Origin of the sequence: Mesorhizobium qingshengii, from assembly GCF_900103325.1 — a bacterium.
Taxonomy (GTDB): Bacteria; Pseudomonadota; Alphaproteobacteria; order Rhizobiales; family Rhizobiaceae; genus Mesorhizobium; species Mesorhizobium qingshengii.
Map to the genome: position 1 here is coordinate 74,285 of NZ_FMXM01000005.1, position 11,789 is coordinate 86,073.

Sequence of the window (11,789 nt, forward strand, 5' to 3'; positions counted from 1 at the left end):
TGCAACAGGAGAAGATCATGAGAAAGACGACCAAACTTGCCCTTGCCTTCGTAGCCTTGGCCAGCGCCGTCGGCACCACGGCCTATGCCGAAAACAACGCCAGCGCAAAAATGCGCGAAGGCATGATGATGCGCCTCAACAAGGCGATGAGCGATTCGGACGGCACCATCACGTTCGACCAGTTTTCCGACGCCATGGACGCGCGGCTGAAGAAGCTCGTTGCCGACAATGGCGGCAAGCTGACCGTCGCCCAACTCGCAGACGCGCTGGAGAAGGCGCGTTTCGAGCGGATGGCCAAGCGCATCATCGCTCGCTACGACAGCAAGGGCGACGGCACGCTGACCACCGACGACATCACCAGTCGCGAGAGAAAGGTCTTTGCCATGCTCGACAGAAACAATGACGGCAAGATCGAAAAGAGTGAGCTGCCGAAAGGCGACCGCTTTGGCCGCCACCGCAAATCGGATGGCGACGGCAATGACGGCGACATGCAGTAGGGAAGCAAGCCGCGTCCTGAGGGCCTGACTGGAGGCTCCGACATCTGAAACGTGGAATTCCGGCGGCAGGCGCCGCCGGAGACACGTTCCCCGACCAACCGGCTGAACTCGTCAGGCCGCGGCCTTCACCGGCAGCGTCGCTTTCTTGACTGGAATGCGCACCGACACGATCGTGCCGGTGCCTTCGGTCGAGCGGATCTTCAGCGCGCCGCCCTGCAACTCGGCCAGCGAGCGCGAGATGGCAAGGCCAAGGCCGGAACCGGCATGGTTCTTGGAAAACTGGTTCTGAACCTGTTCGAAGGGCCGTCCGAGCTTGCCGAGCGCTTCCTTCGGGATGCCGCAGCCATTGTCCTCGATCGTCAGCACCAGCGCGCCGGATGTGTTGCGGGCCCTGACCGATATGTGGCCGCCCTGGCCGGTGAATTTCACCGCGTTGGACAAGAGGTTGATGACGATCTGCTTGATCGCGCGGCGATCAGCGATCAGCGTCAGCGCGTCGGCGATGCGTGTTTCCACGGTGATCGCCTTTTGCGCCGCTTGCAGCGAGACGACACGAACCGTTTCGCTGATCAGCGGACCGAGATCGATTTCTTCCCGGTCCAGCGAGAACTGGCCGGCCTCGATCTTGGACATGTCGAGAATGTCGTTGATGACGCCCAGGAGATATTTGCCGCTGCTATTGATGTCGGTGGCATATTCCTCGTAGCGCTCCGAGCCCAGCGGACCGAACAGGCCCTGTTCCATTAGCTCGGAGAAGCCGATGATGGCGTTCAGCGGCGTGCGCAATTCATGCGACATGTTGGCCAGGAATTCGGATTTGGCCCGGTTCGCCGCTTCGGCGCGTTCGGTTTCCTTCATGTATTTGCGGTTGAGGTCGACCAGTTCGCGTGACCGCTCCTCTTCGGCCCGGCGGGCGAGGCTCAGATCATGGATCGTCGCCATCAGCCGGCGTTCGCTGTCGACGAGTTTCTCCTGATGCAGCTTGATCTGGGTGATATCGGAGCCGACAGAGACGATACCGCCGTCCCGGGTGCGCAGTTCGTTGACCTGCAGCCAGCGGCCGTCGGCCAGCTGCCGCTCGAAGGTGGCGCCGCCTTGCAGTCCGTTGGTGTTGGCAAGCCGCCGCTCGGAAGCAAAGGCCAGCATGCGCTCTTCCAGTGCGGCGCGCGCAACGCCCGGCATCACATCACGGTCCGAAAGCCCGTTGTCCTGCTGGTATTTGGAATTGCACATGATCAGGCGCTGGGCCGAATCCCACAGCACGAAGGATTCGTTGATGTTCTCGATCGCCGTTCTGAGGCGAAGATCAGCCGCCTCGGAACGCAGCGCCAGATGGCGCTGCTCGGTGACGTCAACGGCGATGCCGATCAGCTGGATCTCCGGCGCTTCTGGATCGATGACTTGCGCCCTGGCGCGCATCCATACCCATTGACCGTCGGCATGCCGCATCCGGAACACCTGGTCGATATGGTCGATCTCGCGAGCGACGATCCTGTTGGCCAACAGGAAAAGGTCGCCATCCTCGGGGTGGATGATCTCGTCGACCTCGCCGAAGGACAGCATCGTGTCGCAAGGCTCGTAGCCGAGCATGTCGTACATCGAGCGCGACCAGTACATCTTGCCGCGCACCATGTCCCAGTCCCACAGGCCGCAGCGGCCGCGAACCAGCGCCATGTCGATGCGCTGATGCGCTTCGAGATAGATACGGTCGGCTGCCTGCGCGCGCGCCGCCTGGCCGAAATAGGCGTAGAGGATGATGATCAGCACGCCGGCCGTCAGCACGAACAGGGTGACGTTGAGCGAGACGGTCTTGCGCCACGCGTCGAAAACCGCGTCCTGCGGAACCAGGGCCGCCGCCGCGCCTTTTCGCCCATTGGCCAGGCTGACCGCCGCATACCACTCCTGTCCGCCGATGTTGACCTCCATCACGCCGGCGCGGTCGCCAAACATGAACAATGGCTGGCCGCCCTGGACGAGGCCGTCCAGCGAATGGCCTTGCCATGGCATCGAGCGCGGTGTCACCGCGACGATCTTGAAAGCGCCGTCGGTGATGACAAGCACATGGCTGCGGCCCATCGCACCCTGACGGCTGGTGGTTTCCAGAAGGTCCTGGATGGCGCCTGGCACCGTGTCCGAAGTGGTGGCGAGCGAACTCGCCAGTTGGCCCGCTGCCAGCGTAAGGATTGCCTTGGCATCGCGCTCGACATCGTCGCGCTCGTTCATCAGCGACAGCACCCGCAGCGCCGCGATGACGATCAGGAAGGTCATGATGAGAGCCGGTATCGATCGGCGCAATAGCGGCTCCGCGGCCAGCAGCCGCCGGTAGGCCGGTTCGGCGATGAGCCGCGTATTCCCGGCAAGGCCGTCGCTTCGCGCCTCGCGGCGGGCAAAAGCCTTCCCTCCGGGCGCGCCCCACGCGTCCGCCTTCGCCATAAATGGCACTCCCCGAATTTGCCTATGCTTGGTGATCCGGCAAACGCCGCACATCCGAATCGTCAGTAAAGAATCAAAGGTGATTCGCCTTGTCCAGTGGTCCGGCGAAAAAAGATTAAAAATCGACTAAAATAATGGACTTTCGCCGGCTTCGCGGCCCTGCCTTCCCGGAAAGGGGAAGGGAAGGGCGATTACGCCAGCGTACGCTCGACGATGTCTCTTAAATCCGCCGACAGGTTTTCGGTGCCGGCGATCGAAAGCAGCGCTTCCCTGGCCTTGGCCTGCCGGCCGGGTTCGAGCGAACGCCACGATCTGAGCGCCGTCGCCAGCCTTGCCGCTACTTGCGGGTTGCGCTTTTCGACCTCGAGCACCGTCCGCGAGAAGAACCTGTAGCCCTCGCCGTCGGCGCGGTGGAAGCCGGTCTGGTTGGCGCTGGAGAATGTGCCGATCAACGAGCGTACCCGGTTCGGATTGGCCATCGAGAAGGCCGGATGAGCGGTCAGGGCACGCACTGTGTCGACGGCCTGCGGACCGGGCACGCTGGCCTGGATCTGGAACCATTTGTCCATGACCAGCGGGTCGGATCCATATGTCGTCTCGAAAGCCGCCAGTGCCCTGATTGCCTCGGGCGAACCGTGGTGGCGATGGGCGAGCACGGTAAGTGCGGCGGCGCGGTCGGTCATGTTGGTCGCCGATTGGAAGTGGCTCATGGCAAGCGCCGCTCCGCCCGGCTGCAAGGAGAGATAGTCCAGCAGGATGTTGCGCAAGGCGCGTCGCCCGGCGCTCGCCGCGTCAGGGCTGAACGCGGCCTTGTCGGCAAGACGGTCGTAGAGGCCGGCAAATGTGTCCCGGTTGGCACTGCCGATCGCGAGCGTCAGCGCCTCGCGGGCCGCATGGATGGCGTCGGGATCGATATTCTTGCCGATGTCGCGGGCAATGTCGGCGTCGCCTGGCAACGCCAGCGCCAGTGCCCGGTAGGCCGGCTCCAGCGTCTCGTCGCCGGCGATGTTGCCGGCGAGTTCGGTCAGCCGCTGGGCGAAGACCGGCTGCTTGCCGCCAAGGATCTGGCGGAAGGCGGCAATCAGCGCATCGGTCTGCAGCGTGTTGAAGGCCTGCCAGCGCGAGAAGGCGTCGCTGTCATGGCGGGCGAGGAAGAACTGGTCGTCGGCCTTCTGCTCGACGGAAAGCGTCACCGGCGCCGAAAAGCCGCGGTTGAGCGAGACGGCCGGCCGTTCGGCCACGCCCGAGAAACGCACCATGTGGCGGCGCTTGCGGACATGGATGACGCCGTCCTCGACGCTGGCGCCCTCGACGCTGCTATACTCGACCGGCCTGCCGCCGGCACCGATCAGGCCGAAGGCGAGCGGAATGTGCATCAGCCGCTTGCGACTCTCGGATGGCGTCGGCGGCACCGACTGCTCGATCTCGAGCGTGAACTCGCGCGCGGCCGGATTGTGCGTCGAACTGACCGTCAGGTTGGGCGTGCCGGCCTGATGATACCAGAGCGCGAACTGCGACAGGTCGCGGCCGGACGCATCCTCGAACACCTTGATGAAATCCTCGATCGTCGCCGCCTCGCCATCGTGCCGCTCGAAATAGAGGTCCATGCCGGCGCGAAAGGCGTCAGGCCCAAGGATGGTGCGGATCATGCGCACCACTTCGGAGCCTTTCTCGTAGACCGTCGCCGTGTAGAAATTGTTGATCTCGCGGTAGCGGCGCGGCCGCACCGGATGCGCCAGCGGCCCCTGGTCCTCGGGAAACTGGTGGGCGCGCAGCGTGCGCACCTCGGCGATGCGTTTGACCGCGCGCGAGCGCTGGTCGGCGGAGAATTCGTGGTCGCGGAAAACCGTCAGCCCTTCCTTCAGGCAAAGCTGGAACCAGTCGCGGCAAGTGATTCTGTTGCCTGTCCAATTGTGGAAATATTCATGCGCGATGATCGCCTCGATATTGGCGAAATCGGCATCGGTCGCGGTCTCCTGGTCGGCCAGCACATATTTGTCGTTGAAGATGTTGAGGCCCTTGTTCTCCATCGCGCCCATGTTGAAGTCGGACACGGCGACGATGTTGAAGACGTCAAGGTCGTATTCGCGGCCAAACGCCTCCTCATCCCATCGCATCGACCGCTTCAGGGCGTCCATGGCGTAGCCGGCCAGCTTCTCCTTGCCTGGCTCGACATAGATGCCGAGTTCGACCTTGCGGCCCGACAGGGTGACGAAGCTGTCGGCGACCTTGCCGAGATTGCCGGCCACCAGCGCGAACAGGTAGGACGGTTTGGGGAAAGGGTCGTGCCAGACCGCATAGTGCCAGCCATTGCCGAGATCACCATTGTCGACCGGGTTGCCGTTGGACAGGAGCAGCGGCGCCTCGTTGCGCAGGGCCTCGATCCGCACCGTGTAGACGGACAGGATGTCGGGTCGATCGAGGAAATAGGTGATGCGGCGAAAGCCTTCGGCCTCGCATTGCGTGCAGTAGACATTGCTGGAGCGATAGAGGCCCATCAGGGCTTCGTTGCCGTTAGGTGCCAGTTCGGTCTCGATAACCACCTGAAAGCGACGCGCGGCCGGCGGCTTGAGGATGGTCAATTGGTCCGGTGTCGCCAGCAGGTCTGCCGGCTTCGCTTTCTTGCCGTTGATCTCGACGCGCTCGAGCCTCAGCCCGTCGCCGTCCAGCACCAACGGTGCCGACACGGATACGCCGTCACGGCGCTCGACTGTGAGCACGGCGGTGACGCGCGTTGCTTCTGGCGACAGGCGGAAGGTGAGGTTCGTTTGCGGAATGAGGTAATCGTTGGGGCGATAGTCTTCGAGCTTGAAGACCTGGCCGGTGTCCGTGCGCATTCCGTGGGTTTTCCTGTCAATTGCGTTGGAGGCGGATTGTTGCCGCTGGTCCAAAAAATTCGAAGTCCGCGCTCTTTACACGAAACGGTCCCTCGACAAAACTGAGCCAACGCCTATTTCAGGCGTTCCTTCTCCAATCATCATCGCGAGGCATCCATGACCGTCGTCACGCCGAAATTCGGAATGGGCGCCTCCGTGCTGCGGCGCGAGGATGCTGCCTTCATCCAGGGGCAGGGCCGCTATACCGACGACATCCAGCCGGCGGGCGTCCTGCATGGCCATGTGCTGCGCTCGCCGGTGGCCAAGGCAAGCTTCACCATCGGTTCGACCGAGGCGGCCAAGGCCGCGCCTGGCGTGCATCTGGTGCTGACCGGCAAGGACCTTGCCCATCTCGGTGATCTCAAGTCCGGCGTCATGCAGGCACAACCGGATGGCACCAAGGCGCCGACCCGCGACATTCCGGTCCTGTGCCGCGACCGCGTCAACTATGTTGGCGATGCCGTCGCGTTTATCGTCGCCGACAGTCGCGCCCTGGCGCAGGATGCCGCCGAACTGATCGATGTCGACTATGATTCCGAGGACGCCGCCTCCGGCACCGCGACGGCGCTTGCCGAAGGCACGCCGCTGGTCTGGCCGGAACTCGGTTCCAACCGCGCCTTCAGCTACCACATGGGCGACAAGAAAAAGACCGACACGGCTTTCGCCAAGGCCGCTCACGTCACCCGCATCGAATTCGTCAACAACCGGCTGGTCTGCAATTACATGGAGCCGCGCTCGGCGATCGGCGAGTGGAACGTGCGGGAGAACCGCTTCGTGCTGACCACGGGGTCGCAGGGCGTGCATTCCATGCAATATATCCTGGCCAGCCTGTTCAAGATCAAGAAGGATCAGATACGTGTCATCACGCCGGATGTCGGCGGTGGTTTCGGGCCCAAGAGCTTCGTCTACCGTGAGTATCCGCTGGTGCTCGAGGCGGCAAAGCGACTTGGCCGCCCGGTGAAATGGGCCGGCGACCGCACCGAGCACTTCCTGACCGACGCTCAAGGGCGGGACAATGTCGTGAAGGCGGAGATGGCGCTGGACAAGGATGGCCGTTTCCTTGGCATGAAGGTGGATCTGCTCGCCAATATCGGCGCCTATATCTCGCAATACGGTCCGTTCATTCCCTATATCGGCGTCACCATGTCGACCGGCGTCTATGATATCCAGGCGCTCGACGTCTCGGTGACCGGCCTTTACACCAACACTTGCCCGGTCGATGCCTATCGCGGCGCCGGCCGGCCGGAAGCGGCGTTCCTGCTGGAAAAGCTTGTCGATGCCTGCGCCCATGATCTGGGCCTGCCTGTGGAAGAGATCAGGCGCCGCAACTTCATCCGGCCCGAACAGTTTCCCTACCGCACGCAGACCGGCCGCCTCTACGACACCGGCGAATTCGAAGGGCACATGAACCGCGCCATCGAACAGGCGCAATGGAAGGCATTTCCGACGCGGCTCGAACAGTCGAAAGCAGGCGGAAAGATCCGCGGCATCGGCATGGCGACCTATATTGAGGCCTGCGCTTTTCCCGGCTCCGAACCGGCCTTTGTCGAACTCAATGGCGACGGCACGGTGACGCTGAAGATCGGCACCCAGACCAACGGGCAGGGGCACGCCACCGCCTATGCGCAGTTCCTGTCGGAGAAGCTCAATCTCGACATCGACAAGATCCATGTCCGCCAGGGCGACACCGACGAATTGAAGGCTGGCGGCGGCACCGGCGGCTCGCGTTCGATTCCGCTCGGCGGTGTTTCGGCGTCCCGTGCCGGCGAGGATTTGGCGAACAAGATCAAGCGTATCGCCGCCGATGAGCTGGAGGCTTCAGCCGGCGACATCGAGCTGTCGAACGGCGTTGCCCGCATCGTCGGCACCGACCGGACGATCGATTTTTCGAGCATCGCCAAGGCCGCCAAGACGCCGGACGATCTGAAGGGGTTCGGCGAGTTCGTGCAGGACGAGTGCACCTACCCGAACGGTACCCATATCTGCGAGGTCGAGATCGATCCCGAGACCGGCGCGACCGAGATTGTCAGCTACACCATCGTCGATGATTTTGGCGTCACCGTGAATCCGATCCTGCTCGCTGGCCAGGTGCATGGCGGCGTGGTGCAAGGTATCGGCCAGGCGCTGATCGAGGACACCGTTCATGGCGAGGACGGGCAACTGCTGACGGCCAGCTTCATGGACTACGCCATGCCGCGCGCCGACAATTTCCCGTTCTTCCACTTCGAGACCCGCAACGTGCCGTCGACCACCAATGCACTCGGCATCAAGGGGGCGGGCGAGGCCGGCACCATCGGGGCAACGCCGGCCGCGCTCAACGCGGTGACCGACGCGCTCTGGCGCGCCTACGGCGTCAGGCACATCGACATGCCGGCGACGCCGGCGCGCGTCTGGGCGACGATCCGGGAAGCGGCGGGAGCGTGACAGCCGGGCCGGGCACCCCCACCGCAGTTAACGAGCATGCCGGCGGGCACAGCACGCTCACCGGCATCATGCTCAAGATCGTATCGGTGGCGGTCTTCGTCGGCATGCAGACCTGCATCAAGGCAGCGGGTACCGTGCCGGCGGGTCAGATCGTCTTCTTCCGTTCCTTCTTCGCCATCTTCCCGATCATCGCCTTCCTCGCTTTCAGGGGGAAACTTGGCACCGCCTTCTCGACCAGGCGTCCGCTCAATCACATCGCGCGCGGCGTCGTTGGTGTCTGCGCCATGGGACTCGGCTTCTTCGCGCTGACACGGCTGCCACTGCCGGAAGCGATCACGCTGAACTACGCACAGCCACTGCTGGTGGTGGTGTTCAGCTCGATCTTTCTCGGCGAGGCCATCCGCGTCTATCGCTGGAGCGCGGTCGCGGTCGGTCTGGTCGGCGTGCTGATCATCTCGTGGCCGGAACTGACGCTGCTGCGCTCGGGTGCTGCCCTCGGCGACCAGGAGGTGCTCGGCGTCATTGCCGCGCTGCTTGCCGCGGCCATCTCGGCCATCGCCATGCTGCTGGTGCGCAACCTCGTTCAAAGCGAGCGCACCGCGACCATCGTGCTGTGGTTTTCGGTGACGGCGAGCGTCATGGCGCTGCTGTCGCTGCCGTTCGGCTGGCAGGCGCTGACGCCACTCCAGGCGGCTCTGCTGGTTGCCGCCGGCTTTTGCGGTGGCCTCGGCCAGATCCTGATGACGGCAGCCTATCGCCATGCCGAGGCCTCGGTCGTGGCGCCCTTCGAATACACGTCGATGATTCTTGGCGTCGCCGTCGGCTATCTCGTTTTTGGCGACATCGCCACGCTCAACATGCTTGTCGGCGGCCTGATCGTCGTCGCGGCCGGCATCTTTATCATCTGGCGGGAGCGCCGGCTCGGCCTGGAGCGCACCCGCACCCGCAAGGCTGCTCTGCCGCAGGGATGAGGAGAGGTCCGCGCTGCGGACGGAAGCCAATTGCGTGGCTTTCCGAACGACGAACGTTGAAAGTTCGGTCCGCCCGAAGGATTGGGGAGCGATAGCGAAGGGGCGGATCCGCCAGAAGTTCTCCGATTACGAAGCTTTCGCAACACGCTCCTTCGCCAGCCGCACCAGCACCGTCCGCGTCTGCTCGTCGGCAGGGAAAAACGATTCGATCGCCAGTTCCGACAATGTCACGTCGAGCGGCGTGCCGAACACGGTGATGGTGCTGATGAACGACAACACCTGATCGCCATGGGCGAGGCGCAGCGGATGCACGATGGCGTTCGGCTCGACAGGCATGGGCCGGCTGCCCTTCAACCCGGACGGGTAGCCGCGCAGCTCGCGCTCCAGTTCGACCAGCACAGGATCGCCGCTCGTGTCAGTCTGATGCTTGAGGCGCTCGAGCAGGTGCGTGCGCCATTCCTGGAGATTGACGATGCGCGGCGCAATGCCGCCGGGGTGCAGGCTGAGGCGAAGTACGTTGACCGGCGGCGTCAGCAGCGAAGCCTCCGTGATGTCGGCAAGGAACGGAGCGATAGCGGCATTGGCCGAAACCAGGTTCCAGTGCCGGTCGACGGCGAGCGCCGGGAAAGGCTCGTGCCCCTTGAGCAAGATCTCCACCGCCGCCCTTGCCGGCGCCAGCGCTCCGTCGGTGAGCGGGCGTTCGCTGAAGCTCGGCGCAAAGCCCGCCGCCAGCAGCAGCTGGTTGCGCTGCCTGAGCGGGATCGACAGCTGCTCGGCCAGATGCAGCACCATGTCGCGCGAGGGCGCGGCACGGCCGCTCTCGACGAAGCTCAGATGTCGCTGCGAGATCTCGGCTTCCAAGGCGAGGCCGAGCTGGCTCATGCGGCGGCGGGTGCGCCATTCGCGAATGAGGCTACCGGCGGAGTTTTGGGATGTCGTCATGAGCGAATGACTAGGCCGGCGAGAGGCGCATTTCAATTACCTGCGAGGTCATCACCAGGTGAGCGACTAGGTGAGCGCTCGCAGCTTCGCCTTCACTTCGAGAAAATCCCGCCATGCCAGTTTCTTGTGCGCCGGGGTCCTCAAGAGATAGGCCGGATGCAGCGTCGGCATGGCGGGAATGGCGATGCCGGATGCCGTCGTGTGCACGCGCCAGCTGCCGCGCAGCCGCAAGATGCCTTCGCTGGTATTGAGCAAGGTTTTCGCGGACGGACCGCCGAGATTGATCAGCAACTTGGGATTGACCAGTTCGATCTGCCGCTCGATGAACGGCCGGCAGATCTCGGTCTCGTGCGGCGTTGGCGTGCGATTGCCCGGCGGCCGCCACGGAATGACGTTGGCGATGTAGACCGAGGTTCGGTCGAGGCCGATCGCGGCCAGCATTCGGTCGAGCAGCCGGCCCGAGCGGCCGACGAAGGGCAGGCCCTCGATGTCCTCGTCGCGACCTGGTGCTTCGCCGACCAGCATGACGGCGGCCTCCGGATTGCCGTCGGCGAACACCAGGTTCTTGGCGGTGGCCTTGAGGTTACAGCCGTCGAACGCCGCCATGTGCTGGCGAAGCTCGTCCAGCGTCATTGCCGTCGTCGCCAGCTGGCGCGCCAGCGCCGCCTGCGCTTCATCGGGGACCGTAGAGGTCTTGGCCGGTGCGCGCGCGACGGGCGGCGAATTTGGCCTGTCACCCGTCTCGGCACGGGGTACGCCGGTCGAGCGAGGCGGTGCGGCGTTGTCGCCCATGGGCGGCGCCGTTGGCGCGGGCTCGGCTGGTCTGGGCGCGGCCTCCGCAAACCGGTTCACCGGCTGGTCTTCAAGCGCCTCGTCGACGCCCGCGCTGGCATAAAAGGCCAGCAGGTCGGCAAGGTCCGGTCTGTTGTTGGGGGAAGCGGCAGTCATGGATTCACATTCGTCCGCATGGCGGCAATTTGCAAGGCTGGCCACTGCCCTAGCCTGTCGGAATGCGTGGATCCTGCACCAGATAGAAGATCCATCGTGGCGTGTAGTCCGTCATCAGGAATTCGAACCTGGCGGTTTTCAGTGGGTCGACCTTGCCGTTCTTGAACAGCAACCGATCATAGGGTTCGAAATCGCGGTCGAAATCGGCGAAATTGCTCGACCAGATATTGTCGGGCGTCTTGTTGCGCTGGTCGAAGGAAAGCCCGTCTCCGAACACGCTCGGCTGGTCGAGTATCTCCTGAAGCTCGAACTGGAATTCGATCCAGGCCTGGCCACTGTTGTTGAGCACGTCGATACGCATGTACATGACGCCGTTGGCGAACTCGCCGGCCTTGCCGAAGGCCTGGATCGGCTTTGTCGTGCGGATGGTCAAAGTCACCGGTGTCGCCGAATTGAGCTCCTCGGTGATGACCAGCGGATCATCCTTCGTTCCGATGCCGGAGGCACCGGTGATGCGGAAGCCGCCAAGCTCGTCGGAGAAGGAATAGGCGCCTGTAGCCCAGACTTTCACCTCGTCGGCAGTGGCTTCGACCGGTGCCAGCAGCAGAAGGGCGAAAAGGAGCGCCCGGCGGGCCCGACCGGGCGTTGATGGAAAGCGCGTCGATGACAAGGCGACTGGCCCAGGAATGCGCATGGCG

8 protein-coding genes are annotated in these 11,789 nt (G+C 63.8%); 3 read left to right on the top strand and 5 right to left on the bottom strand.

Annotation, left to right across the window (positions count from 1 at the left end; all coding sequences use genetic code 11):
• The first annotated feature begins 17 nt into the window (after positions 1–17).
• Positions 18–497: an EF-hand domain-containing protein gene (locus BLS48_RS09355; RefSeq protein ID WP_091577554.1), complete on the top strand. Its 480-nt coding sequence runs from the start codon at positions 18–20 to the stop codon at positions 495–497.
• 111 nt (positions 498–608) lie between these two features.
• Here the strand turns inward: BLS48_RS09355 and BLS48_RS09360 are convergent, their stop codons facing one another.
• A complete protein-coding gene (locus BLS48_RS09360) occupies positions 609–2,930 on the bottom strand; it encodes a PAS domain-containing sensor histidine kinase (RefSeq protein ID WP_091577048.1) in 2,322 nt (773 codons plus the stop codon).
• 191 nt (positions 2,931–3,121) lie between these two features.
• Positions 3,122–5,767 carry an aminopeptidase N gene (pepN, locus tag BLS48_RS09365; RefSeq protein WP_091577049.1) on the bottom strand — a complete coding sequence of 882 codons (2,646 nt, stop codon included), beginning with the start codon at positions 5,765–5,767 and terminating at the stop codon, positions 3,122–3,124.
• Positions 5,768–5,923: 156 nt separating this feature from the next.
• Here pepN and BLS48_RS09370 point away from each other — a divergent pair, with 156 nt between their 5' ends.
• Together BLS48_RS09370 and BLS48_RS09375 are read left to right on the top strand one after the other, a co-directional pair.
• Positions 5,924–8,230, top strand: coding sequence for a xanthine dehydrogenase family protein molybdopterin-binding subunit (locus BLS48_RS09370; RefSeq protein WP_091577051.1), 2,307 nt, complete (start codon positions 5,924–5,926; stop codon positions 8,228–8,230).
• 68 nt (positions 8,231–8,298) lie between these two features.
• Positions 8,299–9,201 (top strand): DMT family transporter, encoded by a 903-nt coding sequence (locus BLS48_RS09375; RefSeq protein ID WP_425284673.1) that lies wholly within the window; start codon positions 8,299–8,301, stop codon positions 9,199–9,201.
• A gap of 126 nt (positions 9,202–9,327) precedes the next feature.
• Here the strand turns inward: BLS48_RS09375 and BLS48_RS09380 are convergent, their stop codons facing one another.
• From BLS48_RS09380 to BLS48_RS09390, 3 genes are all read right to left on the bottom strand, one after another.
• Positions 9,328–10,143, bottom strand: a complete 816-nt coding sequence (locus BLS48_RS09380; protein ID WP_091577054.1) for a helix-turn-helix domain-containing protein — start codon at positions 10,141–10,143, stop codon at positions 9,328–9,330.
• 66 nt (positions 10,144–10,209) lie between these two features.
• Positions 10,210–11,091 (bottom strand): uracil-DNA glycosylase, encoded by an 882-nt coding sequence (locus BLS48_RS09385; protein WP_091577055.1) that lies wholly within the window; start codon positions 11,089–11,091, stop codon positions 10,210–10,212.
• Between the two features lie 49 nt (positions 11,092–11,140).
• Positions 11,141–11,785, bottom strand: a complete 645-nt coding sequence (locus tag BLS48_RS09390; protein WP_091577057.1) for a hypothetical protein — start codon at positions 11,783–11,785, stop codon at positions 11,141–11,143.
• Between the last annotated feature and the right edge of the window lie 4 nt (positions 11,786–11,789).

Coding starts and splice junctions, on each gene's coding strand:
- BLS48_RS09355 (WP_091577554.1), top strand. CDS start 18: ATGAGAAAGACGACCAAACTTGCCCTTGCCTTCGTAGCCTTGGCCAGC.
- BLS48_RS09360 (WP_091577048.1), bottom strand. CDS start 2,930: ATGGCGAAGGCGGACGCGTGGGGCGCGCCCGGAGGGAAGGCTTTTGCC.
- pepN (WP_091577049.1), bottom strand. CDS start 5,767: ATGCGCACGGACACCGGCCAGGTCTTCAAGCTCGAAGACTATCGCCCC.
- BLS48_RS09370 (WP_091577051.1), top strand. CDS start 5,924: ATGACCGTCGTCACGCCGAAATTCGGAATGGGCGCCTCCGTGCTGCGG.
- BLS48_RS09375 (WP_425284673.1), top strand. CDS start 8,299: ATGCTCAAGATCGTATCGGTGGCGGTCTTCGTCGGCATGCAGACCTGC.
- BLS48_RS09380 (WP_091577054.1), bottom strand. CDS start 10,143: ATGACGACATCCCAAAACTCCGCCGGTAGCCTCATTCGCGAATGGCGC.
- BLS48_RS09385 (WP_091577055.1), bottom strand. CDS start 11,091: ATGACTGCCGCTTCCCCCAACAACAGACCGGACCTTGCCGACCTGCTG.
- BLS48_RS09390 (WP_091577057.1), bottom strand. CDS start 11,785: ATGCGCATTCCTGGGCCAGTCGCCTTGTCATCGACGCGCTTTCCATCA.